Here is a 26,592-nt window from a genome sequence, read left to right as displayed (position 1 = left end):
GGCGATGTGATGTTGTCAGGTGTGGGGTGGAGGGGCGCCGCCACCGTATTGAGCCACAATGATCCGGTCACCTCACGCGCATTTTTCCAGCCCTGCCTGTGCAGCCCCTTGTCTACCCGCATCGCATGTCACCTGTTCCATCTTCCACCGCCCTGGACCAGGACCTGGCCGCCCATCTGGACTCTGCCTGGGGCGACCCTGCCACCTGGTTGGCCCATGGCCTGCAATGGCTGCACCTGGATGCCGTGCGTGAGCACATCCAGGAGCAGGTGACAGGCGATGCGGCGGTGTCGCCACTGGAATGGTTTTTTCAGACCGTGGGTGCCGCACAGCCCCTGCCGCTGCGGCGCGTGCTGGTGCTGGGTTGCGGGCAGGGCACGGTGGAACGCCAGGTGGCGCGTGCCGGCTGGGCCAATGAGATCGTGGCCATCGACCTCTCGGCCAAGGTGCTGGCCGTGGCGCGGGCGAACGCCGCCGCCGATGGCCTGGCCATCCAGTACCTGCAGGCGGACATGAACCACCTGCCGCTGGGGCAGCCCGGTTTCGAGCCCGCCAGTTTCGACGCAGTGCTGGGGGTCTCCAGCGTGCACCACTGTGCCGACCTGGAGCACCTCTACGCCAGCCTGCACCGCTTGCTGGTACCGACGGGCTGGTTGTTTCTGGACGAGTACGTGGGCCCCGACCGCTTCCAGTTCCCCGACCACCAGGTGCGCTTCTTGAACCAGTTGCTGGACCTCCTGCCCGGGCATCTGCGCTCTCTTTACGACGGCCGGGTGAAGGGTAACCTCAGCCGTCCCACGGTGGAAGCGGTGGTGGCCATCGATCCCAGCGAGGCGGTGCGTTCGTCGCAAGTGCTGCCCCTGCTGGGCCGGCATTTTGACGTGCTGCAGCGCCGGCCCTACGGCGGCGCCATCCTGCGGGTGCTGTTGTCCGACATCGCGCAGAACTTCCAGGACGCCGCCGCCAGGCCCTGGTTGCAGGCGCTGCTGGGCGCCGAAGAAGAACTGTTCCGCACCGGGCGCCTGCAGCGCGACATGGCGTGTGTCATGGCCCGCGCGCGCAGTCAACGCGGTGGAGCCAGTCGGCCATCCAGCGCGGGTCGTTGAGGCCGAGCGAGAACATGGCACCGGGGGCCGCCAGCGCCTGTTTGGTGGGCAGGGCGGCGTAGGCCTGGTGGATGAGTGGCAAGCGCTCGCTCAGCACGCGGCTGGCGGGATCGAGCCCGGTCACCACCGTGAGACCGGCCGGCGCGGTGGGCACGGTCACGATGCGCAGGTCCGGGCGCAGGCCCTTGAGGCAGGGCACGATCTTCCAGCCGTCGGAGGTGTAGAAGCCGGTGCGGCGCTCGCGGCTCGCGGTCGATGCGCTCAAGGGCAGGGTGTCGTGCAGCAGCACCACTGCGCCCGGGGCAGCGAAGCGCTCGGCCGCGATGAAGTCATCGAGCACTGCTTCAAAATGGTGGTCACCGTCGATGAACGCTAGGTCGAAACCTTCGGGCGCCAGCCCACTGTCAGCCGGCACCGCAGCGAAGAAGGCTGCGCTCTTCATGCGATACAGCCGGGCAATGCCCTGGCAGCGGCTCAGAGGATCGCCCAGCGGCGATGGATCAACGCCGATCACCCTTGTCGCTGGTGAGGCCAGCGCCAGCGACTCGCCCTTTTCCACACCGATCTCCAGGTAGGTGCGGGGTGCGAGCTGCTCGTGGAACCAGGAGAGCCAGAAGCGGTAGTCGGCCCCCGGCCAGCGCAGCCTTGCCAGGGTCACATGTACCTCTGGCAGGTTGGGCTCCTGGGCCAGCGCGTCCCACAGGCATTCCAGCGCGGCCTGGTGCTGGCCCAGCCGCACCAGCCAGCGGTAGCGGGTCAGGGCCTTCACCTCCAGCGGGTGGCGCCTGGCTGGGTGCTCGATGCTTGGTTCACGCATTGCCGTCTCGCTGCATGCCTTGCAGCACGTGCCGCAGCGCCTGTCCAAAGCGCTCTTCGTTGTAGCGGGCGCCGCACTGCACCCAGGCCGACGCCTGCTGCCGCAACCAGAGCGCGTCGTCGCGCAACAGGCGCTCGATGCCGTCGGCGAATGCGCTGGCGTCGCGCGCCGCCTGGATGTCGATGCCTTCGTCCCAGCCGAGCTGCCGCACCAGCACGGAAGAGGCCACCACCGGAATGCCGTTCGACGCCGCTTCGATCACCTTGGCCGGCACGCCGCCGGCGTAACGCACCGGCGCCACGAACACGCGGGCGCTGTCGTACAGCGGCTCCAACTGGGCTTGGGGTCCCAGCAGGAGTACGTCCGGCCCGGCCAGTTCGCTCACCCGGCTGGACCGGTTCACCCCCACCACCGAAAGCACCGGCGGGAGCGCCATGCGCTCGCGCAGCAAGGGCATCACCTGTTCGATGAACCACACCAGGCCGTCTTCGTTCGGCGTGTCGGGGTGCACCGCGCCCACGAACAGCAGGCCACTGCGCTGCGCCGGCCCGGGCGCAGTGCGGCGCAAGGTGGTGGCGTGGCTCAGCAGGGTGACGCGGTGGCCGGCGGCGCGGAACAGGGCCGCGTCGCGGTCCGACACCACGAACACATGGTCGGTGCCGTTGGCCAGGCCGATCTCGCCGGCCAGCCGCGCCTGGGCCGCCGCGCGGCTCAGCGGCCTGCCCTTCACGGCCGCCTCTGCGATCTCGCGCAGGGCGAACAACGCTTCGGCGTCGTAGACCATGCGCATGGGCTCGAACAGCTCCGGCCTGCGCTGGCGCAGCGGCTGCAGCGCCTTCAGGTTGGGCGGGCGGCTGACCACCAGCACGTCGTACAGGCCCCGGCGTTGTTCCAGTAAAGCTTCCAGTCGGTCCAGCCCAGGGGTTGTGCCATGGTCCAGCATCACCTCGGTGCTGGGCGGCAGCGATGCGTACACGTCCCGCCAGTGGTCTTCGGCCACCCACAGCGGGAAGAAGGTCACCGGCCAGTCGCGCAGCGCCTGCAGCATCAGCCGCGCGCGGGGCAGGCCGCCGCCCTTGAACATGTGCGGCACTTCGTTGTCGATGACGAGCACGCGCGGGCGGCGCGGCTGGTCTTCCGGTGAACGCCAGCGGTCAGCGTCCAGCGGCTGCGGCGAGGGCGTCGGCTGGTGTTGCAGCCATTCGCCGTGGCACGCCAGGAAATGCCGCTGGTTCTCGCGCATCTGGCGCGGCGCTTCGTCGCCCTGGGCGCTGCCCCATTCCAGGTGCTCCAGCAGCACTTCCGGCGCGTACACCACGCGAAAGCCGGCGCGCCACACGCGCACGCAGAAGTCGGTGTCCTCAAAGTAGGCCGGTGCAAAGCGGTCGTCGAACCCGCCCAGCAGGCGCCACACGGCCATGGGCACGGCCAGGAACACGCCCGACACATAGTCCGCCGCGCGACCGGCCATGGCGGCCGGTGAGAACGGGTCTTCGCCCCGGCCCATGCCCACGGTGGAGCCGTCTCGGAAGATGCGGTTGCCGGCCTCCTGCAGGCCTCCGGTGGTGAGCACGATGCGCCCGCCCAGTGCGCCAATGGCCGGTTCCGCGTCCAGCCGGGCGCAGGCAGCCGCCAGCGCGCCTTCCTGCAGAATGGCGTCGCTGTTGAGCAGCACCACATGGCGCCCTCGGGCCCTTTGGGCGGCCTCATTCACGGCGCGCAGAAAGCCCAGGTTGTGTCCGTGGGAGACGATGTGCGCCCCCCGCACCCGCTGCAGCAGGGCCGCGGTTTCGTCGCTGGATGCGTTGTCCACGATGAGGGTCTCGAACGACACACCGCGCTGGTCGGCCAGGGCCTGCAAGGTCTTGCGGGTGAGGCCGGCCTGGTTGTAGAGCACCACGATCACGCTCAGGGCCGGTGGCTCCCCGTTCGCTGCAGGCGCCGGCAATGCCAGGATCGCGTCTTTGTCCAGCCAGTCGTGCAGCGCGCGCCGGGCCTGGGCGCGCACGCGGTCCTTGGGGTCGTCACCGGTTTCTTCGGCGGTCAGGCTGCGCACGAAGGCCTCGCACCGGCGCTCGATCTGGGCCGCCACGCGCCGACCATCCACCGACGGTGAACCCCGCATGCGGGAACGCAGGTCCGCGCGGTGCTGGCCCAGCAAGGGCAGGTCACGGACGAGCGCACACGCCGTCTGCACGTACGTGGGCACATCGGTGGCGGTCCAGTGCTCTAGGTCCATGGCCGCCAGGATGGAAAGCGCTTGCCGTGCCCCGGCCCATTCGCCCGACAGCGTGACCACCGGCACCCCCATCCACAGCGCGTCCAGCAGGCTCAGGCCGCCGTTGCTGGGGAAGCTGTCCAGCAGCAGGTCGATGCCTTCAAACCACGCCAGCAGGCCTTCGTAAGAGCGCGTCGGGTCAAAGGCCACGCGCGACGCGTCCACGCCTTGCTCACGCATCGTGGCCAGCACACTCGTGCGCTGGGGCCAGTCGTGGGCCAGTTCGCCAATGAAGCGGATGCTCGACCCGGGCGTCGCCAACAGCACCTGCGCCCAGGCCTGCAGGCTCGCCGGGTTCAACCGCAGGCCGCGCGTGGGCACGCCGAAGGTGACAAAACCGTTCGCCAGCGCCGGCAACGGCCCCACCGGTGGCGCGTGCACCGGCGGGTCCCAGCACCACTGGCCGCCCTCGATGCGCCACAGCGCTTCTTCGTACCGGGCCTCGTGCGCGGGAGGAATGGAAGCGAAGTCGGTCAGGTAGGCATCGAACAACCCGCCTGATGTACCCCAGCAGCCCAGCCAGCCCACCTGCAACGGGGCCAGGCGGCGCGCATACAGCCGCAGCAAGTCCATCTGGCCTTCGAAGGGATGCAGGCCGCCGGTGTCGATCAGCACATCGATGCGATGCACCGCACAGGCAGAAGGCAAGGTGTCGATGTCCAGCGGTTCGCAGTGGATGTGGCCCGGCAGCGGCGGCAGTGGCCGGTTGCTGAACACGAACACCTCCACCGCTTGCGCGTCGTGGCTGGCCAGCGCCCGGCGCAGCAGGCTCACATGCAACTGGCTCACCACGTAGCCGATGCGAGGCCGCGCGCCCTTGCGCGGCTGCGCGGGCGAGCGAGGGCTCAGGTCCATGCCGGCGCGCAGCTTGAGTTCGCGGTACCGCAGGCGCGCCAAGCGGGCAAGGTCTTCGGGCTGTGAGGCTTCGCAAAGGGAGGCGCTGTGGAGCGCCGCCCAGCCGGCCCAGGGTTCGTGCGGGAAGTCTTGCGCCGCCAGGTTGGCCAGGCGCACCAGGGGGGCGTGCCCGTGGCGGGTAGATGCCTCCGCAATCGCCTCTTGCAGCAGGGCGCGCCGCAGCGAAGGCGCGAGCAAGGCCAGCGCGGTCTGGGCCCCGGCCTCGCCCAGTCCCGTCAGCCGCACCAGCACCCGCGCCGCTTCGCCCACGCGCTCCTGTGCGGCCAGCAAGCGCTGGCACAGGGCCAGGGCGCGCGCGTGGCCGTCAGGGAAATGGTGCGCGCCTTCGGTCAGCAGCCGGGCCTTGAGCAGCATGGCGCCCGCATGGTCGGGCTGGCGCGCCAGCAGTTCGTCCACGGTCTCCATGCCTGCCGCCCACGCGCCGCCGCGCAGCTGTGCCTCGGACAGCTCCAGCAGGCACACCGGGTCTTCAGGCCGCAGCGAGCGTGCGCGCAGAAAGGCCAGCTGGGCCTGTGCGAAGCGTTGGTCTGCGAGCAGGATCCAGCCGAGCTGGCGCAGGCTGTCCAGCCGGTCCGGCTGCAACTGCAAGGCCATCTCCACCGCCGCTTGCGCCTCGCTCAGGTGGCGCTGCCGGTGGCGCACCGCCGCCAGCGCCCGCCAGGCCTCTGCGTCTGCTGGCGCTTGCGCCACCGCGCGCTGGGCCAGCGCCTGGGCCGTGGCGATCTCGCCGGCCGCCACCAGCACGAACGCGGCCTGGCACATCACAAGCACGTCGTCGGGCCGCAACCGCAACAGGCGTTGCACCACGGCCTGTGCGCGGTGCAGATCGCCATCTTCCAGCAGGATCCAGCCCAGCGTGCCCAGCGATGCCACGTGGTCTGCGTCGAGGCGCAGCGACCGCTCCAGCGCGCGCAGCCCGGCCGCCCGGTGCCCGCCCTGCAAGCGCGCCACGGCCAGCAGGCGCCACAGCTCGCTTTGCCGAGGCGCTTCGCGCAACATGGGCATCAACAGGCGACGGGCTTCTTGGTGGCGCTGCAGGTCGATCAGCACCTGCGCCATCAGGCCCTGGGCGGCGGGCAGCCCGGGTTGCTGGTTCAGCACCTGCTGCAACAACCAGAGCGCATCGGTCGCATGGCCCCAACCGGCTTGAATCTGTGCGCGGCGCAGCAAGCCATCGGAGTGGGTGAGGTCGCGCTGCTGCACTTCGGCAAAACAGGCGTCGGCGGCCACCAGGTTGTTCGATGCTTGTTGCAGCACACCCAGCAGGTACCAGGCCTCGGTGCGGTCCGGGTGGGCCTCGGTCTGGCGCCGCGCCAGTGCGATGGCCGCAGAGCGTTGGCCCATGCCCCAGTGGTGCCAAGCCAGCGCCGGCGTCAGCTCGGGGTCGAACGCCAGCCTGGCCAGCCCCGCTTCCAGCGCTGCCTGGGCCTCGCGCGGGCGCTGGAGATCGACCAGGCACTGTGCCAGATGCAGGTGCAGACGGCCTTGTTCAGGCGCGTCGAAAGGCAGGGTAGCGATCGCCTCCCGGTATAGGGGCACGGCGGGCTCCAACTGCCCTTGCCGCTGATGCAGCCAACCCATGAGCAGCAGGCGTGCGGGCTCGCGCGATGCCCGCAGCGCATGCTGTGCCCATTCGGCGGCCTCCGGCAACTGCCCCATGTCGTGCAGCGTCCAGGCCAGCGTGACGGCGGCTTCATGCAAGGAGGCGTCGAGCTGGCAGGCCCGGCGCAGGTATGCAGCGGCCAGGGCCAAGTGGGGGGGCTGTGTCTGCGACGTCTGGCGGCACAGCAGGCCCATGTACCAGTGCGCGGTCGCGTGGTGGGGCCATTGCGCCAGCGCCGGTGTCAGCACCTGCGCAGCGGCCTCGGGCTCGTTGGCATCGAACAGAAAGTAGCCCAGCGCGGCGGCCGCCTGAGGGGTGGCCTGTGCGGCCAGCGATTGCCTAGCCAGTCGCAGGGCATTTGCCCGATCCCCTTCCCCGAAGCGCTGCCATGCCAGGGCCAGCAGGTCCTGCGGCGTGGAAGAAGGGACTTCGCTCACGCCAGGGAACCGCCCGCAGCGGGCGCGGGCCTTTCAGCGACCACGGTGAAAAACGGCACGTCGCGGTCATAGGCCGGTTGCAGTTGCCGGTGGAAGGTCACGCGGCATTGCGTGAAACCCAGCAAGCCCAGGGCCGACGTGAAGAACTGCGGCGTGAACTGCCACCAGGTGTCGATCTGATCCACCCCCCGGTGCGGCAGCAGCTTGGCCAGCGGCTCGTCGCCCAGCGAAGGGTCGTGCATTTCGGTGATGACCATGGTGTGCCGCACCCGGTCCGCCACGCTCTGCAGCAGGTCGAACGGGCGGCGCGTGTGCAGCAGCACCGACGCCAGCACCCCCATGTCAAACGGGCCGAAGTCCGCCGGCAGCGCGCAGGGGTCACCCTCGAACACGCGCACGCGGGACTGGTGCTGCTGGTGCAGGTACCAGAAGCTGTTGCGCACGCCTTCGATCGCGGACACGAAATTTTCCCGCCAGCCTGGTGTATCGAAACCCTGGTGCGGTACCAGGTCCCATAGGTGCTCCATGGTCGGTTCCACGCAGGTCACGGCAGCACCCGCGGTCTCCATGTAGAACGACAGGTATCCGCTGGCCGGCCCCACTTCCAGCACGGAACGGCCGGTTACCTGGGTCTCGCCCAGGTACTCGAAGGTGTTGGGCCGCAGGTCCCATTCGCCGCTCACGTCCTCTCCATCGTCCAGCGTGCAGGCGTGGTAGAAGCGGCAGTCTGCCCGGCGCGGCGAGCGCGGCGCCACCTCGCGCAGCGTGGCCATAGCAGGAACATCGGCCGCTCCGTTGGCAGTGTTCGGCACCCGCAGGGCCTGCTGTTCCCTGTTCTGCGCGGTCTGCTGGGCGTGCAGGGCCAGGCGGCCGAGCATGTCGCCCACGATCAGCGGCGTGGAGGCCACATGGGCGAACGACTGCTGCAAGGCAGCCTGGCGGTGCGGCTCGCTGGTCACCGGGTCGTACAGAAAGCGCAGCGCCTGTGCCCACAGCGCCACCGGCGCTTCAGGCGCCAGCGTGAAACCGGCCTCACCCACCAGCGCCGGCAGGTGGCCGCGGTCGCTGGCCAGCACGGGCAGTCCATTGAGCTGCGCTTCCAGCGCCGTGCGCCCAAACGACTCTTCCCACACCGAAGGCATGAGCAACACCCGCGAGCGGGCGAACACCGCGCGCATGTCGCGGCTGGGTCCCTGCCATTCGATGTTGCCCAGCCGTGCGGCCCGCTGCCGGCACCAGGCGCTCCAGGCGGGGTTCAGGTGCCAGCTCTCCATCACCAGAAAGGGCAGGTCCGGGCAGGCTTCGGCCAGCGCGAAGAGCATTTCCACACCCTTGATGGGCGCGGGGTTGACGAACAGCACGTGCTCGCCGGTGTGCCCGGCCACATAGGGCTCTGGCGCCACCACCGGGGGCACGATGGCGCAGTCGATGCCGTAGAGGGCGCGCCAGCGTTCGGCGGTGAAGGCTGAATTGGCGAAGTACAGCAGCGAAGGATCGGGCGCCAGGTTGCCCCCCAGCTGGTGGGTTTCCACGTTGTGCAGGTAGGCCGCCGTGGCGCGCCCGGTGGACAGGCTGGCCAGCAGCATGGGCGCCAGCGCGGTGCCGCTCTGCACCACGATGGCGTCCGCCCCCCAGGCCGCAGCGGCCATGGGCAGGGCCTGCTCGGGCGCGTCGGCCCGCAGCACCAGGTAGCCCAGGCTGTCGTCGCTGCTGGTGCCCGCTGCGGGCGGGCCGCCCGGTTCGCCGGCCACGCGGCCGCACAGCACGGCGGCTTCGGCCCCCATCGCGCGGATGGCTAGGCACAGGTCGTGGGTGGTGGTCTGAAGCCCGCCGGTGATGGCTGGCAGGTGGGCGTAGTTGGAAGCCAGCAAGACGCGCATGGGTCCGATCGTCCGGTGAGAGGTGAAGGCACTTCACCTGCCGTGCCCTGGGGCAGGGCACGCCGGTCGCTGGCGGGCCGGGGCAGGTGTCTGGCGCTGGGGGAGGGATCAGGACTGGTTCGGTGTCTCACCGGAGCCCAGAATGGTTCGCAGCGTGTTCGAAGGGTTGTTGCCAGCGTTGGTATCGACCACGTTTTTCAACCGGTCGTTGGCCAGCGTGTCGCTGGGGTTGGAGGCGCCGCCCGGTACGTTGCCCGTGCTGAGCAACTGGCCAGGGGGGGCTCCACCGGGTTGCTGGTTGCTGGGATTGCCGCCCGAAGGGGTTTCCAGCCGTTGCAGCCTGCTGTTCAACTCGCTGATCGGCATCCGGAAGGGCGTGGCGGGAGGTTGACCCGAACCGAAGTTGGTTCCAAAGCCTGCGCGGGTGACGGTCTGCGTGTTGCCGTTGTTGTCGGTCGCCGACATGCTCTGACCGAAAAGAAAAACGCCACTGGTCTTTTGACCGTCGGTCTCTGCAATGGTGATCCCGCCCTGGATTGCCAGCTTGCCGTGCGGCGTGCTCACCACCGTGGGCTGGGTCTTGCTGATCTGGCCGCCCACCACCCGCACCATGCCCTTGTTCAGGCTCAGGCGGATCTGGCCCTGGCGCGTGGCTGGGTGGAACTGGAAGGTCTCCAGCACCAGTTCAGAATCCGGCCCCAGTGTGACGGCCGACTGGTCCAGGAACAGCAGGTGCAGCTGGCCGTTGGGGCCGGTGGTGAACTTCTGGCCAGGCACCACCTGGTTGCCCACCATCAAGGTCTGGGCGTTGCTGGTCACCAGTGCGCCGGTCGACACGCCCGTGACCACGCCCGCACGGGGTGCGGTGGTCTGGGCGGTCTGTGCCACAGCGGCGGGCACCGCGGCGCTGGACAGGGCGGCGGCCAGCCACCAGTCTTTGGAAATGGGAGGACTCATTGCGGGCTCCTGGGGCGTTCGGTTCGGTTCACGGGTTCGGGTCTTGCGGGGAACAACAGGCTCAGAGCCGGTATGACAGGGCCAGCAGCAGCGAGGTGTTCTTCAATCGGTGGTTGGGCAGGTTGGAGCGCGTTCGGGCGTGTTCCAGCTGCATCAGCAGCGACCACTTGTTGGTCAGCGGCACGGTGTTGCCCACGCCCAGGCGCCAGTCGGTGTCGCTGCGTTCCTTCAGGGCGTCGACCGCCGGATCGGGCGCGGCGTAATCGCGGTTTTGAGCGCTGCCCCATGCCCAGGTGGTCCAGGGGGCGGAGCCCTTGCCCAGCGGGCTGGCGTAGGTGGTGGAATAGGTGACGCGCGCCTCGTAAGCGTCGTAGTCGAGGTAGGCGCGGTCGGTGCGGTGGGCGCGGGCGCGCAGTTCACCGCTGATGACCCGGCCCGGGCCCAGTTCGCGGCTCAGGCGCGCGCGTAGCAGGTTGTCGGGGCCGCCCAGCACATTGGCGTCGGGCACGTCCATGCGGGTGGCGTAGCTGTACTGGCGGTGTTCGAAGCCGGCTTCCAGCAGCAGGCGCTCGCTGATGCGGTAGGTCACGTCCAGCCCCAGCCCGCCGATGGTGAGGAAGTCCTTGCCTTGCAAATTCAGTGCGGCGGCGATCACGTGGGGCCGCAGGGTCAGGCCGCCGGAAGCATCCCGCAGCGGCTTGAAGCGCACGCCGCTGGTCACTTCGGCCAGCGCCAGGTTGTAGGGGTCGACCTGGTTGGGCTGCAGCCGGCTGCCGGAAGACGAGCTGTACTTGATCACCTGGGCCACCAGCGAGCTCACCACGGTAGCTTCGCTCTGGGTGCTCAGGTCGTATTCGTGGTTCAGTTGCAGGGTCACCTGCACGTCGGTGTCAGACTTGGGGCGGTAGGCCGGGTTCACTGGCACCACGGTGCCTGCGGCCAGCACCTGGGACTCCAAGGTGCGTGAAGCGGGGTTGGTCTGCGCCCGCAGGCCCAGGGTCACCTGGCCATCGAGCCGGGACACCTGGTTGCGCATGCGGGTGTCGCGCAGCAGGTTTTCGGCGAACTGGCGCTGTTCGCCCACCAGCCGCGCGTCTTGCAGCGCGTTGTTGAGCATTGACTCTGACATGGCGTAAGAGCCCAGGCGGAAATAGAGCACCGCCAGTTCCAGACGCACGCTGGGCGATGCGTTCGGGTCCAGCAGCAGGCGTTCCAAGGCCGCCACGCCGCCTTCGTAGTTGCCAGCCTGCACCAGCAGTTGCGCATAGCGGTAGGAGCGCCCCAGGTCGCCGGGGGACTCCAGCACCTGCCGGAAGGCATCGTCCACCTGACGCTCCATGGGCAGGCCGGGCGTGCCCTGTGCCAGGGCCGATGCGCTAGTGACCGTGCCCAGCAGGGCCACGAGCCAGTGCACAGGCTTTGGCAGGGGAAGTGCGGTTTCCTTTTTGTGCATCAATGGAGGCTCCTAGGTGGTGCGATCAGGAAAGAGTCTACACAACGGTTTGCAATTGGAAACAACTGGTCTGTGCTATTCGGCACATTTGAGACAGTTCTTATTCCTTGGGGCTGTCTGAAGCGAAGTGCTCAGTGTGCGCGACCACGAGCACAACTCTTGGGGTAGCGACTTAAGTCCAGCCGACATGCAGCGTGCGCAGCGCCATGGCTTTCACTGGCCTTCTGGCTAAACCCAGCATCCAGGCCGGCGCCTTTCCTTCTCCAAGCCCCGTTGAGAACTCCACCCGGCGGGAGTACGCTCATGTTGAGTCGGACCGCCGCTCCACTTGTGGAAGGTCGCGTCACTGAAACCGCCGTTGCGGCAAAGCTCCTTGATCGGCGTACCGGCTTCGGCTCGCTTGAGGAACCCGATGATCTGTTCCTCTGTGAATCTGCTCTTCTTCATGTCCGTCATTCTCCTGGTGGTTGACGGACTTCACTAGCTTCAGAATGGTACGGCTGGTGGGGAGCAGATCACGTCCGCACCCCCGGTCCTCACTGGCCCGCTTTGTGTGCCGAATCCCAGGAAAGCACGCACAGTTTCACGGTGATCTTTTCATCAAACCACGGCATGGCTGCGCTGGGCTGGTGGATCGAAAGACCCAGAACGTTGTCTTCCGGGCGGCTCTCGCCATTGAAAAAATTCGCGGCCGCTTCGGTGGAGACCAGCGCGGGTGACAACAGGAAACCGGTCTTGCCTGCCTCGCGCAGGTACCGGAAATCGGTGCTTCCCATCGGGGTGGCAATCGTCATGCGCAGAATCGGGGGGCCGGTCAACACGCTCACGATCCGTCCGAGCCAGGTGGTGGAGACGTCCATCTCGGCCCAAACCGCCTGATCCGGGCCCACCCAGGGAATCAGCAGGGGCAGATCGAACCCCACTTCAGACGTGCGGCACAGCGCAGACTGGGCCAGTGGCGATGCACGACGCGTCAACAGCAATGCGTTCGGCGTCTGCCTGTCAACCTGGTAGTGTTGTCGGTAGGCTCTCAAGGTGAGCGGATCCTCCAGGGCGGCGTAGCGGCCATCGATGGGCGTGACGCTGAAAACCACCGACCGCGGGGCCTGCGGACTGGCGAGGAAATCCGCGTTGTGCGCCGACATATGGCGGCTGGTGGCGTAGTAGGACTGAAATGCGGGCCGCGTGGCGATCGGCAATCCAGACGCGTACGCCAGACTGAACTCGAAGGGGAAGATGTCGATGGGCCCTTCCATGTCGACAAACGGAATGGCTGAGCGTGCCTCCGTGAGCGCCATCCCGTAGCGACGGCGCGACTCGGCATCCTGGACGGCCCTGTATCCCGGGTCCACGACATAGCGGATGCGATGCTCCACCACGTGCACATAGCCCTTGATGACCGCTCCGTGCGGTAGCAGGACCGCCAGGATGTAGGTGACCAGCGAAGCTGCTGCAACCGCCACAGCAGCCAACACGCGCCGTTTGTTGCGGGCCAGCAAGTCGCCGCCCGGGCCCCAGAGATGGACGACGCACACGAAGGCCAGGGCGAGAAACGCGGCGCCAGGGTGCGCGCCATGCCGGACAAAACCCATCTTGTAGGCCACCAGCAGATACCCCAGCGTGAGGAGGCCGAGCACGGTGCTGGCAGGATGGGTCACCCGCAGCGTCGTGGCGACAACGGCGGCTGCGCCTACGATGAAGGCCGCGTGCAGCGCGAACGGCGCGGGCAGTCCCATGTCCGCGCCGTAGGCCAGCGAGACGTCCAGATAACCGCGCACAAAGCCGAAGAAGCCGGAGACATGCTGGCCAGACAGCCAGAACAGCAGGACGATGGACACCGCAAAGCACACGGGGACGATGGGCCGGTAGTCCCGCACCGTGAAGCGGTAGATGCTCGCTAGGACAATGGCGGGCAATGTCAAGAACATGGCATTCGCCTTGACCAGGCAAGCAAACGCAGCGCCGAATGCGAGCAGCAAGGAAATCGCGAGTTGCGCAGCGTTGCCCTGCTCTCTGCGGCATTCGTGGTGGCACAGCAGCAAGGCCGGCAACAGCAGGTACACATCCCGCCACATGATCAGGTGCAGGGTCAGGCCGCACCATGCCAGCAACGCCCATGCACTCCGGATGTGCAAGACCGCTAAACACCCGATGCCCACGATCAGCAGGTAGGCGGCCCGGTAGAGCAGTTTTTCCCGATGGGTGTGCTCGAAGTAGATACCCGATTCGATGAAGGACAACGGCCCGTAGTTGAAAATGATCTGGCTGCCGTGCTGAAGCCTGTTTTCGTGGGCGTACCCCAGCATCGCATGCCAGGACAGGTCGAGCCCGCGCATGGACGATTCGTACCCCACGTCGAGCAGGTAGAAAAACATGAAAAGGGCTGCGGCAAGCGGCACTGTGAAAGAGAAAATTCGGGCTTTCATTGCATGGATGTCGGTCTGGGGTGCGCGTGATGTGGACGACACCCGTTGTAGCATTGCCGCCATGCGCCGATCCTGCCTCCCGGCCACGCCGATGTTCCGGGGCATCGGGCATCAGACCATATTTCCCTGCAATTTTGCGAGCGACCCCATGCGATTTTCTGGTGGCGCCGTCAGCCGGGCATGGGCCCACACCATCACATGTGTTCCGGCCTGGCACGTCGTCTTCGTCCTCCGCGAAGGCGTTGCACCTGAGGCGGCCTGATGGAGTTGCATGGCTGGGGTCGCTATCCGAGGCAGGAAGCCCATGTGGCCGAGCCGTCGTCCAGACAGCAGTGCATGCGTGCTGTGGCCAGCTCCTTGCCACTGATCGCTCGCGAACTGGGTCGCAGCTACGGCGACAGTGCGCTGGGCCCACAGGTGCTGTCAACACGCTACCTGGATCGGTTTCATGACTTTGATCCGGCGAAGGGTCTGCTGTCCTGCGCTGCCGGTGCGTCGATTGACGACATTCTGCGAACCTTTGTGCCTTGTGGCTGATTCCTGCCGGTCATGCCCGGCACAAGCTTCATCATCGTTGGCGGTGCCATTGCCAGTGACGTTCACGGAAAGAACCACCACCGTGATGGCACCTTCAGCGCGCACGTTTCCTCGATGCAGATTCTTCTGGGTAACGGGGAGTGCGTCGATGCTTCCCCGTCGGAGAAGGCCGAGCTTTTCCACGCCACCTGTGGCGGGATGGGACTGACCGATGTCATCGTGTCCGCCGTGTTGCGACTCAAGGCCATCACCGCGAGCGACATCCTGGAGACAAGGATCAAGGCACCCAGCCTGGACGCCGTGCTCGAGGCATTCGACGCGAATGCAGCCAGCTCCTATCCGGTCGCCTGGATCGACTGCATGGCGCGTGGCACCAGACTGGGTCGCTCCGTTCTGATCAGGGGTAGAGCGTGCTCCGAGGGACCGCTGGCTGTGCAGCAGGTCAAGGCCCTCGAAGTGCCTGTCGAGAGGCCCTCGGGCCTGCTCAACCGGACGGTGGCCAGGGTGTTCAATGCCGCGTACTACGGCCGTGCCTGTTCCGATGCGCACCCGTCGCGCAAGTCGTTCGAATCGAATTTTTCCCCGCTGGACGCGATTGCCGGCTGGGCCAGCTTGCATGGTCGACCCAGATTCCTTCAGTACCAGTGTGCCCTGCCCAAGAAATCCGGCCAGGCCGGCTTGCGGGACATCCTCACACGCATTGGCCAGTCGCAGCTCGGTGCCTCCCTGGCGGTCCTGAAATTGTTTGGCGACGCGAATGCGAACCCGGTGAGTTTTCCCATGAGGGGCTACTCGTTGGCGGTGGATTTCAAGGCGGAAGCCGCTGCATTTGCACTGCTCGATGTGCTGGACGGCATCGTTGCAGCGCATGGCGGTCGATCGCATCTCGCCGAGGATGCCCGGATGAGCGAAGCCACGTTCAAGGCGGCTTACCCCCGGTGGCAGGAGTTTGAGGAGGTGCGTGCGCGCGGGCATGCGCACGGCAGATTCATGTAGCCCCAGTCCCGTCGACTGGGTCTGGCCTGAGCGAAACACGGCAACCGCGTTCTTGAAAAGCGAATCATGACCAGAATTTTGATCATCGGTGCGACTTCAGTCATTGCGAAAGCGACGGCGCATCTCCGGGCCCGCGAGGGACATGCGCTCCATCTGGTCGGGCGCGACACGGATCATCTGCAGGAGATCGCGGGCGACTTAAGGGTTCGCGGCGCTCAGTCAGTCCAGCATGCGCCGCTGGACGTGAACGACGTTGTACAGCATGCCGCCGCGATCGACGCCGCCGATGGCGCGCTCGTGGGGGCTTGACGTGGCCCTCATTGCCCAGGGAATGTTGGGGGATTAATAGCCTGTGAGCAAGATGTCCAGGCCGCACTCCAGGAACTGAACACCAACGCCATCAGCGTCATTTCGTTGCTCACGCACCTGGCCTGCCGGTTTGAGGCGCAACAGCATGGCACCCTGGTTGTTCTCGGTTCGGTGGCCGGCCGCATTCGACAAGAAGGTGCCGCTCTGGAGCGCTCCAGATGTCATCGCCCGGGCGACTCTTCGCGGAATGGCACAGCGACGCGATGTCGTTTACGCGCCGTGGTTCTAGTGGGGCGTGACGGCCATCATCAGGTCGATTCCAGAGCGCGTCTTCAAGAGGTTGTCGCTCTGACCCGCCCCGATCAGAGGCGCGCGACGGCCAGGACGCGGGTTCCAGTGCTCACATGCTCAGGCCACGGCGAGCCAGGAGCTCGCGCACGGCGATCACGGAAGTGATCTGTTCGATTTCGCTGGCCTCGACGGTGATCTCATGGATGATTTCGATCTCGCAAGCCAGCATGACGGCCGTCAAGCTGTCCCAGTTTTCGAGGGTCTCGCTGGTATCCTCGTCTTTGACTCGGGCGGGATCGATTCGCAGCACGGAGGCAATCAGGGCACGGACTTGCGGCATTGGCGGGCTCTTACAAAAGCTGGGGTGCGGGAAAGCATGTGGGAGGTGGGTGGCGCCGCACCAGTTGCGGCCATCAAGGCGCGCGCCGGCGCCGGCCCTCACCAGTTCATGTCGTATTCGATGTAGCGCTGGACATATTCATACAAGGTCCAATGCTGCGTCTGCCAGAGGTAGGCGTAGTCCGCCTGCCAGAACTTCAGGCCCAGCACCTCGGCCACCACGGGGTGGATAGGGCTCTGGTGCTCGCCCATGCCACCGTAGTGCGAAGCCGCGGCCAGGCAGGCCGCTGCGCGCTCGTTGCTGCCGCCGAGCACCGGCCGGGCGACCTCGGCCACGCGGCGCGTGAGCTCGGCCATCGCCGACGCCGACACGTGCCCGCTGGTCCAGAACAGGTGTTCTTCACGAAAGCGCGCCAGCACGTAGTCGGCCAGCTTCACGTCGCTGCGTGCGTCGTAGCGCTGCATGCGTTCGATGTCGCGCTGCAGGCGCACGTGCAGATTGGGCATCTTGCGCTGCGACAGGTCCATGTAGGCCGCCACGGCCAGGGGCCCGCTCAAGCCCGACCGAGCGATCTGCAGGCCCAGCATGTCGCCCAGGGGATAGCGCTTCCACATCGGGTAGGCCGGGTCATGCGGGTTGCGCGGCTCCATGGTCTCGAAGGGCCACTGGCAGTACATGTTGAAGCTGGGGTAGCGGATGACGGGGCAACCGGCGGGCAGGCGCGAGGTCAGGGCCTCCAGGGCCGGGTTGTGCTTCGCTTCCTCATACTGGCGAATCAGCAGCGCCACGTCCTTCATGTCCTCGGCAGGAATGGCCGGGGCTCGCGCCTCGCCGGGCAGGGCATAGCAGAGTGCGGCCGCAAAGCGGTAGTCGTCGTTCAAGTCGTCCAGCGTGGCGAGCATCCGCGCCAGGTACGGCGCCTGGCAGTTGCCATAGACCAGCACAGTGCGCGCCTTCGGCGTGCGGCCACCGTAGACCATGGCATAGGGCGAGCGTTGCGCGGCATCAACAGAAGGTTCGGTGGTGGAGGCAGACACTGTCAATAAAAAAGCAATAAATGCCGATGGAACATGGGCCGCCCGCGCATCCAGAGAGGCTGCACTGCTCTCATTTGCAAGGTGGCACTGCTGAACAACTGTGTATTATCCGGCGCTTTTGTATGGCCGTACCACCCAAAGAGTGGCCCCGCTTCTCTGAACAGTTTTACCCCGAGAGATAAAGAGACTGCGTACGGGTTGAAGAGGTGCAGAATTGTCCACGGCGGCGGTGGTCGCTTTGCGATAAACCGACCGACGCGGTGGGCAACTCGGGGCGCACCGGGGTCGTCATTCTAGGCAGCTACAGCCAACTCGGGCAGCAGTGCCCAGTAGACCTGCTCGGACGTGCGGTCCTCTATGCGCGAATGCACGCGCTCGCGGTTGTACCAGTCGATGTAGGTGTCCAGGTCTGAGCGCGCAGCGCTAATAAAGATGGTCGGGCCTCAATCCAACTTTGTTACAAGAGAGTTGCCAACCCGGGAGACGCCTTTTGTCAGAGTACGCCGTCAGGAAACCCGCCGCCAAAATCCTCAGGCCCAATCTACGGAATGCCCGTAGTGCAGCGGTTGCTGTCGTTCGCCATGCCAGCACGAATATCACTTTTATTGTGGATTGCCGTCACCTCCTGTCGGAGCACGGGCAATCTGCGAAAGGCTAGCTGGCATTGTTGTTCATTCCACATTCGAAACCCTAAATTTCATCGGCCCCGTCTCAGGGGCTGGTCTCGTTGGAGGCACCTGGGCGAGTGTCATTCATTGAAAGAACAACTCTTGCAAATGGGTAACAGGTTCTTAGGATCGACTCCGTATAGCGGGTACATGTCTTTTGCCAGAAGGTGGTTGCAAGGGCCGCGCCACTGCTCGTTGTCGTTCTCGTCAGCCCGAACCTGAGCAAGGTATTCGATCCCGCAAACGCAGCACACATTGCCATTGCCTGGAGCGTTGCAATGCCCGGTAAGGGGCTTCAGCTCTTTCAGGATGGCGCTCCGGTGTGTTGTTGCGCGTGTCTACGCACTCGAAGGGCCACAAACAGGGCAGGAAGAAGCTGGGAAAGGTCACCACCGGCACCCCGGCCGGCAATCTCTGCTGCAGCGCGACCAGGGCGGGAACGCACGCACGCTCTTCATGCTGCTGCACCACGAGTGCCACATCCTGCAGCCAGGCATCGGGCACCGCGGCCAGCTCCTGGCCGGGGGGCGCGTGGTTCAGAGCGCACACAAAGCGAAGTCTTCGTGCAGATCATCCAGCGTCGCAAGACTCTGGGCGGCGGAAGGTGCCTGGCAGTTGCCATAGACCAGTACGGTACGTGCCTGCTTATTCTGGCTGCCGTAGACAACAGGGTAGTGCGGGGTTATCTGCTCCATGGCCCTGGCACGCCTAGTCCTCGAACCGGACGATGTCGTCCTCGCCCAGGTAGCTGCCGGACTGCACCTCGATGAGTTGCAGCGCAATGCTGCCCGGGTTCTCTAGCTGATGCAACTGGCCCAGCGGCACGAACGCTGACTGGTTCTCGGACAGCAGCCGCTGGACCCCATCCACAGTGACCAGCGCGGTGCCACTGACCACAACCCAATGCTCGGCGCGGTGGTGGTGCATCTGCAGCGATAGCTTCTTGCCGGGGTTAACCATGATTCGCTTGACCTGAAAGCGCTCGCCGCGATCGGTCGATTCATACCAGCCCCAGGGCCGGTGCACACGCACCTGGCGCACCAGCTCGCTCCTGCCCGCGGCTCGCAACTGCTCGACCACGGCACGGATGTCCTGGGAGCTGTCTTTGTTCATCACCAGTACGGCGTCGGCTGTCTCGACCACGGCCACGTTGTCCAGCCCGATCACCGATACCAGCCGGTGCTCGGCGCGCACAAAGCTGTTGCGGGTGTCGTGCAGCAGCACATCCCCGGCCACGCTGTTGTGGTTGGCGTCCTTGGGCGATGCCTGCCACACGGCATCCCAACTGCCGACATCGCTCCAAGGGAAACTGGCAGGCACCACCACGGCTTTCGCCGTGGGCTGCATGACGGCGTAGTCGATGGAAATGCTGGCACATGCCATGAACGCTTCGGCTTGCGGGCGCAAAAAAAACATGTCCTCGCTGCGGCCCTGCCAGGCCACCGTGGCGGCGGCCAGCACATCCGGTCTGTGTGCCTTCAGCTCATCCAGAAACGCCCGCGCGGTGAAAAGGAAGATCCCGCTGTTCCAGAGGTATCCGCCCTCGTCAAGCAGGCGGCGGGCTTGGGCGAGATCGGGCTTTTCGACAAAGCGGCTCACGTGCATGACGTGCGGCGCATCCGCCAGTGCCGCGCCCACCTGGATGTAGCCATACCCCGTCTCTGGGTAGGACGGCGCGATGCCGAAAGTGCACAGCCACCCCTGGCGAGCGGCATGCTGCGCGGTGGCTACCGCCTCCGCAAACGCAAGCTGGTCGTCCACCACATGGTCGGCAGGCAGCACGAGCATGAGCGAATCGGGGCTGCTTGCTGCCAGGTGCAGCGCGGCCAGGGCAATGGCAGGCGCCGTGTTGCGCCCCTCGGGCTCCAGATAAATGTGCGCCGGGGCACACCCTGCCTTGAGCAACTGGTCCCGCACAAGGAAGCGGTGCTCGTCGCCAGCGATCACTATGGCCGACTGCGCACCGGGCAGTGACGCCGTCCTGCACGCTGTGGCTTGCAGCAACGTGTTGTTGCCAGTGAGCGCCAATAGCTGCTTGGGGTACTCGGCACGTGACAGCGGCCACAGCCGTGTGCCGCTGCCGCCAGACAGGATCACCGGGTGAAGTGGTGCAAGAAGATCCGATGGCATTGGTAGAGCGGCCAGACGACAGCGAGTGAATTGACCGAGAAGCATACTTCGTTCTGCACCGGTGAACCTACCGATTACGCCGCCAAAGAAGGCCTGTTTTGCGCCCTTCATGGCTCAGATTTCCTCAACGCGTCAACTCAATGAGCGCATCCAAACACCTGGCGAAAACCGGTCGAAGGGTGCGTGCTCAGAACCGGTGACGCATCCCTACCACAAAGCTGGTGCCTTGCGCGCTCACCATCGTGGTTAGCGCGGGGAGCGTACGGGTCTGGGTGCCATTGCGCATCCCCATCGCGTACAGGTCCGTCCGCTTGGAGCCTGTTCAAAGTCTCCCCGATGATGTGAGAAGCTCGGGGAGTGAGAAAGAGCTATCCGAGCGACATCAGTCGCGAACAATTCGAGACCATCAAGCCACTATTGGAGAGCGCGCGCAGGAAGACCGCGCCGCGCAAGGTGGATCTGTACGAGGTTTTCTGCGCAGTGCTCTATTTGCTGCGAACCGGCTGCCAGTGGCGGGCGTTGCCCAGCGACTTCCCCAAGTGGCGCACGGTGCATGCGTACTTTGCCATCTGGAGCGAGCCGCGTGAGGGTGGCAGCCTGCTGGAGCAGGCTTTAAAAAAATCAGGTTGGCGCGGCCCGAGAGAGACTTCGGAAGCAACGCCTCAAGCGCGTTCTTGATCGTGGACGCGCAGAGCGTGAAGAACACGGACACCGCAGCCTTGAAGGGCTATGACGCGGGCAAGAAAGTCTCGGGCATCAAGCGCCACATTGCGGTGGATACGCAGGGGCTGCCGCACGCAGTTGCAGTGACCACGGCACAAGTGACAGATAGCAAAGAGGCCTTGCAAGCATTGCAGCGCTGCAAACCTGCTTTGAGCCGGGTGCAAGCGCTGTTGTGTGACAGCGGCTATGTGGGCAAGCCGTTCGCACAGGGCGTCCAAGAGATTCTGGGCGGGCACATCAGCGTGCAAATTGCCAAGCGCAGTGAACTGCATACGTTCAAGGTGATACCCCAGCGTTGGGTGGTGGAGCGCAGCTTTGCGTGGCTGGAGAAGAACCGCCGACTTTGGAAGAACTGCGAGAGGTTACTGAACACCAGCTTGCAGTTCATCCACTTGGCATTCTTGGCTCTGTTGCTCAAAAGACTTTGAACGGGCTCGTAGAGTTTACGACTTTAGATTGACCGCCACTTGGCCGAGTAAGACGCTAGACCGCATGGATACTGGGTCGGGGTTTACGACTTTAATTACCCAGAATACTCTTATTCCTGGTGCTTAAAGTCGTAAACCCCGCTCTCGCATCCATGGGCTTCCCCCAGTTTCCCGGACGTATCGAATGACGTGATGTGTTTAGGAGGCAAACATGCCAAGGACGAGAAGAGCGTTTAGGAGCGCTGTTTCTTTGGATTTATGACGAAACGTGGCGCTGCCAAGCTATGTGTCAATGCGCACACCATGCTGTCCAAGGCAGGCTTCGCTCATGAAGCCTCCCTGGGAGGGACTGTCTCCACCTCGTTCAGCCACGCGGTAAATACAGCCCGGGCCACCTGCGGCAAGCCGGATTGCAGAGCTTGCGCTTCGCTGCGCAAGGCACGCGCGTCGATGCCAGCCTGCGCCAGTTCGCAGGCATGACCAACGAGCCAGCGCTCGATTTGGCGCGGGTTGGCCTCCAGATGGCATTGCAGGGCCAGCACATTGCGCCCTATGCTGAAAGCTTGATTGGCGCAGGTTTGTGTCCCCGCCAGTCTCGTTGCTCCGTCGGGAATGCCGAAGTGGTCGCCATGCCAGTGCAGCACCGGCGTTTGGCCCAGCGCCGCCAATGGTGACCCCTCGCCATCCTGGGTCAGTGTCAGTGGCGCAAAGCCGATTTCCTTGACACCCATGCTGGCAACACTTGCACCAAGTGCGCGGGCAATCAGCTGTGCCCCCAGGCAGATCCCCAGCAGCGGGCGCCTGCTTGCCAGCCGCTGCAGAACTACCGCCAGTTCGTCGCGGATGAAAGGGTAGATGTGGTCATCGAAGGCGCCTATGGGACCACCCAGTACCACCAGCAGATCAGCTGCTGCCATGTCAAGGGCATGCAAATCATCGGTGGTGGCTATCTACATAGCGCACCGCATAACCGCGCGCCACCAGCAGGGGCTCGAGCGTACCCAGGTCTTCAAAATGCAGATGTCGCAGGGCAATGACGGTTTTCACGGGCGTGGCTCCTTGGTACTGGGCTCGCCGGGCCAATAGTAGCTATCCGGCAAGGGGCGAGCGCCAAAGATGGCTTGGCCAACACGAACCACCGTGGCGCCTTCCTCGATGGCGATCTCGAAATCGCCGGACATGCCCATGGACAGCTCCTCCAAGGCGATGCTGGCGGGCGCACTCTGGCGCAACTGGTCGCGCAAAGTGCGCAGCAGAATGAAGCACTGGCGCACCCGCTCAGCATCGGAAGAAAACAGCGCGAGCGTCATCAGCCCTCGCACGCGCAGTGCCGGGAAAGCGGGCAGCGCGCGCAGGAAGGCCGGAACGTCCTCGGGCGACAGCCCGTACTTGCTGATCTCGCCCGAGGTGTTGACCTGCACGAACACATCCAGCGCGCGGCCCTCGGCCTGCAGGCGTCGCTCCAGCGCCTCGGCCACGCGCAGACTGTCCAGTGCCTGGAACTCACTGGCGAAGCGCGCCACCAGCCTGGCCTTGTTGGTCTGCAGATGGCCGATGACCGACCAGTGCAGATCAGTCAGATCCTGCATGGCCTCCCATTTGCCGAAGGCTTCCTGCACCTTGTTTTCACCCAGCACGCGGCAACCGGCCGCGTAGGCCAGGCGCAGGCTGGCCTCGGGCTTGGTCTTGCTCACTGGCAGCAGGCGGACCCCGGAAGGATCACGCCCAGCGCGGTGGCAGGCGGCATCCATGCGAGCCCGTACTGCTGCCAGGTTGTGTCGGAAGTCCTCGACGGAGGCTGCCTGGGGATAGTGGCCATGCTGGTCGTGACGGGTCAGTGTGTGGGACGGCTCAGGCATTTGCTCTCTCCCCGTTGATCGCGGGTTTGGCAGTCGGTGCCGCGATGGCCTGTCGCCCACGGTGCGGCCGTTGTCCGTTGAGCGCGGCATGGGCCACCAATCCAATTACCAGGCCCCAGAATGCGCCACCGATGCCCAGCAATGTGATGTTGGCCGCCGAAGCCAGGAAGGTGATCAGAGACGCTTCTCGCGTCTTCATGTCGGCCAAGGCGGTGGCCAGGCTACCGCCAATGGTACCCAGCAGCGCCAGGCCCGCCAGCGTCGTGATGAAGGTCGCCGGAAGGGCCATGAAGACAGCGGCCAGTGTCACGCCGAATACGCCCACGAGGATGTAGCACAGGCCTGCGGCGATGCCTGCAATCCAGCGCTTGGACGGATCTTCGTGCGCTTCCCGGCCCGTTGCGATGGCTGCCGTGATGGCAGCAACGTTGAAGGCGTGTGAGCCGAACGGCGCCATCAGCAGCGATCCCAGCCCGGTCAGCGTCACGATGGGATTGGCGCTGGTCTTGAACCCGTCGTTGCGAAGCACCAGCATGCCCGGCATGTACTGGCCGGTCAGCGTGATGAGGAACAGCGGCAGTGCGACGCCCAGCAAAGCACTGAGCGAGAACACCGGCATGGTGAAGACCGGCGCGGCGGGCTTCAACGCCAACCCCGACAGGTCTACCCGATCCTGCGTCAGCAGAAAGAGCAGGCCCAGCACCAGAATGCCAACGACGGCATAGCGCGCACTGAACCGCTTGAGCACCACATAGGTCACGATGAGCAAACCGGCCAACAACGGGTCGATGTTCATGCCGCCGAAAGCCTTGATACCAAATTGCAGCAAGATGCCTGCGAGCAAACCTGCCGCCACACCATGTGGAATCAGCCGGATCAGGCGCTCGAACCATCCCGATAGGCCTAGCACCACAAAAGCAGCGGCTGAAATCAGATACGCGCCCACCGCTTCGGCATAGGGAGTGGTCGCCAGCGCCGTCACCAGGAACGCTGCAGCCGGCGTGGACCACGCGGTAATGATCGGCTCGCGCGTCAGCCAGCTCAGGATGATTCCCGTGGCGCCCACGCCAATCGAAATCGACCACACCCACGATCCCGTCAACTCCGGGCTCAGGCCTGCCACCTTGGCCGCCTGGAACACCAAAATGAAAGTCCCGCCATAGTTGACGATGACCGAAATGAGACCCGCGACGATGGGATGGGTGAGATCAAGCAAACGGGAGGATGGGGAGGACGAGGCGGATGACATGGTTTGTATCGGGCTCTTGAGAGTGATCTATTGGGCTGAACCTGGTAAGGATTTATAGATCTTGAATGGCATACTGCGCCCCACCAATTTTTTGATGCGATACCGGCCAATTGTTCAAGCATGCACAACTCGAATCCGTAAAAGCCTGGGTCCTTGATCCGGCAAATGGGGCGTTGCCCTTGCACGCGCGCATTCAACGCGCGATTCGGCAACTGATACTCGACGGTGCACTCGATGTCGCCACACCGCTGCCTGCTTCCCGCGCCCTGGCGAAGTCGCTGGACGTGTCACGCGACACAGTGGAGTCGGCATACAGCCAGTTGCATGCTGAGGGTTTTATCGAGCGACGCGTGGGCAGCGGCAGCTTCGTTTCGGAGCGGGCTTTGCGTTTGCCTGGATGTGGCACGGCGCGGCGCCTTGGACCACAGCGGGTACCTCTGCAGCTGAGCCAGCGCGGTGCGGCCATGTACCGTGCTGGCGGGGTACGAGACTTTCTGACGCCTCGCCCGTTCGCTCCTGGCGTGCCGGAAACGCGCACTTTCCCACTGCCCACCTGGGAGCGGCTGGAGCGGCAGGTGTTGAAGGACTGGGGCACCACAGCACTGCTGCACAGCCCCCCGCAAGGACTGGAGCCGCTACGGCGCGCGATTGCCAATTACGTCAACCTCGAACGCGGCGCGCATGCGACCCCCGAGCGTGTGCTGGTGGTCACCAGTTCACAGCAAGCCTTGACCCTGTGCGCTACCGTGCTGCTGGATGCTGGCGATCGCATCTTCACCGAAGACCCCATGTACCACGGCGCGCGCAAGGCGTTCGACGCCGCGGGGCTGGAATGCGTGCCCGTCCCGCTGGATGCCGAGGGAATGCAGGTGGGGCACCTGCGCAAGGTGCGACAACCGGGCAAGGCGGTGTTTCTTACGCCTTCGCACCAGTTTCCAACCGGAGTCACGTTGGCACTGGACCGGAGGTTGGACGTCATCGAATGGGCCCAGCAGCACCATGCCTGGATCATCGAGGATGACTATGACAGCGAGTTCCATTACGCGGGCAAACCCACGGCCTGCGTACAGGGGCTGGACCCGCAGCAGCGAACGATCTACATCGGCACGTTCACCAAGTCGATGTTTCCGGGCTTGCGTATTGCCTTCATGGTGCTTCCGCCTGAGCTTGTGGCGCCAATGACCGCCGCACGCACCTTGCTGGATGGACACAGCGCGCCAATTGCGCAACTGACCCTGGCGCGCTTCATGGAGGGCGGGCATTTCGGGGCGCATGTGCGAACCATGCGTGCCGTCTATTGTGAGCGGCGCGATGTCCTGGCGCAGCTCGTACGCGAGCACCTGACAGACTTCGTGGAATCAGAAGTGCCGGACGGCGGCATGCAAATGCCTTGTCGGCTCATTCGCGATATTCCCGAACTGGAAATCATGGGCGCAGCGCAGCGTGCTGGTATTGATTTGCTGGGGCTTACGCCATTGCATGCATCGGGCGCGTGCCGGCCGGGGTTCCTCATGGGCTTTGCCGCGTATGCGCCGAAGGAACTGGAGATCGCGGTGAAGAACCTCGCGGTTGTACTGCGTGCGCTAGACCGCTGAATGCCGATCCTGCATTGACCATCGGCTGCTATCGCCAAATGGAGTGCTGACAGCCGTCTTCGCATGGAGCGTGACATCGAAAAAAAACCGCCGCACTTCGCGCAGGAAACGCTGCGAGGTACGCCTGGATTGACCAGATGAGAAAACTGTACCCAGTGAGCGTGTCGTGCGGGGTGCTGGAGGTCAGCGCCAGCGGCTACTTCAACTGGTTGCGTCGGCGAGAGGATGGTCATGGCCGCAGCGGTCCCGGTCGACGTCACAGCGACGAGGCTGTGCTGGTGCACATCCGCGCCATCCGCGCCATCCACGCCGAGGTCAAGGGCGAATACGGTTGGCCACGCATGCACAAGGAACTGCTGGCGCGTAGCATCCGGGTGAGCGAAGACCGGGTTAAGAACTACGCGAAACAGGGGCAAGGTCAACTGTGGTCTGCACTCGCGATGCGCACTTGCGCGCTAGAGAGGTTCCGAACGGCCTGGCCCACGGACATGGCCGGCCGCGCGCTTCATGCCGCATCGCTTCCCCCAACGGTCTGAACTCCCATTAACCCCATTGCTG

Annotated in this window: 21 protein-coding genes and 3 pseudogenes; 7 read left to right on the top strand and 17 right to left on the bottom strand. The window is 65.2% G+C overall.

Annotated elements, in window-relative coordinates; translation table 11 throughout:
- Positions 1-125 precede the first annotated feature (125 nt).
- Positions 126-1,106: a class I SAM-dependent methyltransferase gene (locus KI609_RS19105; protein ID WP_226445123.1), complete on the top strand. Its 981-nt coding sequence runs from the start codon at positions 126-128 to the stop codon at positions 1,104-1,106.
- Here KI609_RS19105 and KI609_RS19100 read toward each other — a convergent pair.
- The 7 genes and pseudogenes from KI609_RS19100 to KI609_RS19070 all read right to left on the bottom strand — a co-directional run bounded on the left by KI609_RS19100 (position 1,045) and on the right by KI609_RS19070 (position 13,872).
- Positions 1,045-1,923: a class I SAM-dependent methyltransferase gene (locus KI609_RS19100; RefSeq protein ID WP_226445122.1), complete on the bottom strand. Its 879-nt coding sequence runs from the start codon at positions 1,921-1,923 to the stop codon at positions 1,045-1,047. The two genes, KI609_RS19105 and KI609_RS19100, sit on opposite strands and share 62 nt — an antisense overlap.
- On the bottom strand, positions 1,916-7,156 hold the full coding sequence (locus tag KI609_RS19095) for a tetratricopeptide repeat protein (protein WP_226445121.1): 5,241 nt from the start codon (positions 7,154-7,156) through the stop codon (positions 1,916-1,918). The genes KI609_RS19100 and KI609_RS19095 overlap by 8 nt, the downstream gene beginning before the upstream one ends.
- Positions 7,153-9,036, bottom strand: coding sequence for a glycosyltransferase (locus tag KI609_RS19090; protein ID WP_226445120.1), 1,884 nt, complete (start codon positions 9,034-9,036; stop codon positions 7,153-7,155). Before KI609_RS19090 ends, KI609_RS19095 begins: the two co-directional genes overlap by 4 nt.
- Before the next feature lie 108 nt (positions 9,037-9,144).
- On the bottom strand, positions 9,145-9,993 hold the full coding sequence (locus tag KI609_RS19085) for a FecR domain-containing protein (RefSeq protein ID WP_226445119.1): 849 nt from the start codon (positions 9,991-9,993) through the stop codon (positions 9,145-9,147).
- Positions 9,994-10,054: 61 nt separating this feature from the next.
- Positions 10,055-11,446, bottom strand: a complete 1,392-nt coding sequence (locus KI609_RS19080) for a tetratricopeptide repeat protein (RefSeq protein ID WP_226445118.1) — start codon at positions 11,444-11,446, stop codon at positions 10,055-10,057.
- A gap of 324 nt (positions 11,447-11,770) precedes the next feature.
- Positions 11,771-11,893: pseudogene (locus KI609_RS19075) on the bottom strand (transposase); the annotation flags it as partial.
- Between the two features lie 89 nt (positions 11,894-11,982).
- Positions 11,983-13,872 (bottom strand): hypothetical protein, encoded by a 1,890-nt coding sequence (locus KI609_RS19070; RefSeq protein ID WP_226445117.1) that lies wholly within the window; start codon positions 13,870-13,872, stop codon positions 11,983-11,985.
- 357 nt (positions 13,873-14,229) lie between these two features.
- On the opposite strand from KI609_RS19070, the gene KI609_RS19065 reads away from it, so the two are divergent.
- From KI609_RS19065 to KI609_RS19055, 3 genes are all read left to right on the top strand, one after another.
- Positions 14,230-14,409, top strand: a complete 180-nt coding sequence (locus KI609_RS19065; protein ID WP_226445116.1) for a hypothetical protein — start codon at positions 14,230-14,232, stop codon at positions 14,407-14,409.
- Between the two features lie 12 nt (positions 14,410-14,421).
- Positions 14,422-15,405 (top strand): FAD-binding protein, encoded by a 984-nt coding sequence (locus KI609_RS19060; protein ID WP_226445115.1) that lies wholly within the window; start codon positions 14,422-14,424, stop codon positions 15,403-15,405.
- A gap of 66 nt (positions 15,406-15,471) precedes the next feature.
- A complete protein-coding gene (locus KI609_RS19055; protein WP_226445114.1) occupies positions 15,472-15,714 on the top strand; it encodes an SDR family NAD(P)-dependent oxidoreductase in 243 nt (80 codons plus the stop codon).
- A gap of 33 nt (positions 15,715-15,747) precedes the next feature.
- Here KI609_RS19055 and KI609_RS19050 read toward each other — a convergent pair whose 3' ends face one another.
- The 7 genes from KI609_RS19050 to KI609_RS19025 all read right to left on the bottom strand — a co-directional run bounded on the left by KI609_RS19050 (position 15,748) and on the right by KI609_RS19025 (position 20,180).
- Complete coding sequence (locus tag KI609_RS19050) at positions 15,748-15,939, bottom strand: hypothetical protein (RefSeq protein WP_226445113.1); 192 nt, start codon at positions 15,937-15,939, stop codon at positions 15,748-15,750.
- A 175-nt stretch (positions 15,940-16,114) separates the two neighbouring features.
- Positions 16,115-16,345: an acyl carrier protein gene (locus KI609_RS19045; protein WP_226445112.1), complete on the bottom strand. Its 231-nt coding sequence runs from the start codon at positions 16,343-16,345 to the stop codon at positions 16,115-16,117.
- 98 nt (positions 16,346-16,443) lie between these two features.
- The gene (locus KI609_RS19040) at positions 16,444-17,382 is read right to left on the bottom strand and encodes a WcbI family polysaccharide biosynthesis putative acetyltransferase (RefSeq protein ID WP_226445111.1); all 939 of its coding nucleotides are present in this window, start codon (positions 17,380-17,382) and stop codon (positions 16,444-16,446) included.
- Between the two features lie 293 nt (positions 17,383-17,675).
- On the bottom strand, positions 17,676-17,789 hold the full coding sequence (locus KI609_RS23100; RefSeq protein ID WP_413463443.1) for a hypothetical protein: 114 nt from the start codon (positions 17,787-17,789) through the stop codon (positions 17,676-17,678).
- A gap of 468 nt (positions 17,790-18,257) precedes the next feature.
- A complete protein-coding gene (locus KI609_RS19035; RefSeq protein ID WP_226445110.1) occupies positions 18,258-18,554 on the bottom strand; it encodes a hypothetical protein in 297 nt (98 codons plus the stop codon).
- Between the two features lie 32 nt (positions 18,555-18,586).
- On the bottom strand, positions 18,587-18,745 hold the full coding sequence (locus tag KI609_RS19030) for a hypothetical protein (protein ID WP_226445109.1): 159 nt from the start codon (positions 18,743-18,745) through the stop codon (positions 18,587-18,589).
- A 13-nt stretch (positions 18,746-18,758) separates the two neighbouring features.
- On the bottom strand, positions 18,759-20,180 hold the full coding sequence (locus KI609_RS19025; RefSeq protein ID WP_226445108.1) for a mannose-1-phosphate guanylyltransferase/mannose-6-phosphate isomerase: 1,422 nt from the start codon (positions 20,178-20,180) through the stop codon (positions 18,759-18,761).
- Positions 20,181-20,537: 357 nt separating this feature from the next.
- On the opposite strand from KI609_RS19025, the gene KI609_RS19020 reads away from it, so the two are divergent.
- A protein-coding gene (locus KI609_RS19020) for an IS5 family transposase (protein ID WP_226445107.1) occupies positions 20,538-21,331 on the top strand; the annotation gives its coding sequence in 2 pieces (ribosomal slippage) (positions 20,538-20,829 and positions 20,829-21,331; 795 coding nt in all).
- A gap of 326 nt (positions 21,332-21,657) precedes the next feature.
- On the opposite strand, the pseudogene KI609_RS19015 reads toward KI609_RS19020, so the two are convergent.
- The 3 genes and pseudogenes from KI609_RS19015 to KI609_RS19005 form a co-directional block, all read right to left on the bottom strand.
- Positions 21,658-22,378, bottom strand: a pseudogene (locus KI609_RS19015) (glutamine amidotransferase).
- Entirely contained in the window at positions 22,375-23,190 is an 816-nt protein-coding gene (locus tag KI609_RS19010) for a YggS family pyridoxal phosphate-dependent enzyme (protein WP_226445106.1), read from the bottom strand. Before KI609_RS19010 ends, KI609_RS19015 begins: the two are co-directional and overlap by 4 nt.
- Complete coding sequence (locus KI609_RS19005; RefSeq protein WP_226445105.1) at positions 23,183-24,439, bottom strand: benzoate/H(+) symporter BenE family transporter; 1,257 nt, start codon at positions 24,437-24,439, stop codon at positions 23,183-23,185. The genes KI609_RS19010 and KI609_RS19005 overlap by 8 nt, the downstream gene beginning before the upstream one ends.
- Positions 24,440-24,549: 110 nt before the next feature.
- Here KI609_RS19005 and KI609_RS19000 point away from each other — a divergent pair, with 110 nt between their 5' ends.
- Together KI609_RS19000 and KI609_RS18995 are read left to right on the top strand one after the other, a co-directional pair.
- Positions 24,550-26,034 carry a PLP-dependent aminotransferase family protein gene (locus tag KI609_RS19000; protein ID WP_226445104.1) on the top strand — a complete coding sequence of 495 codons (1,485 nt, stop codon included), beginning with the start codon at positions 24,550-24,552 and terminating at the stop codon, positions 26,032-26,034.
- A 48-nt stretch (positions 26,035-26,082) separates the two neighbouring features.
- Positions 26,083-26,444, top strand: a pseudogene (locus KI609_RS18995) (IS3 family transposase); the annotation flags it as partial.
- Positions 26,445-26,592: the final 148 nt, after the last annotated feature.

The sequence above is a fragment of the Acidovorax radicis genome (assembly GCF_020510705.1).
GTDB lineage: Bacteria > Pseudomonadota > Gammaproteobacteria > Burkholderiales > Burkholderiaceae_C > Acidovorax > Acidovorax radicis_A.
Note: the sequence above shows the minus strand (reverse complement) of the source record. Positions and strands in the feature narration are given on the sequence as shown.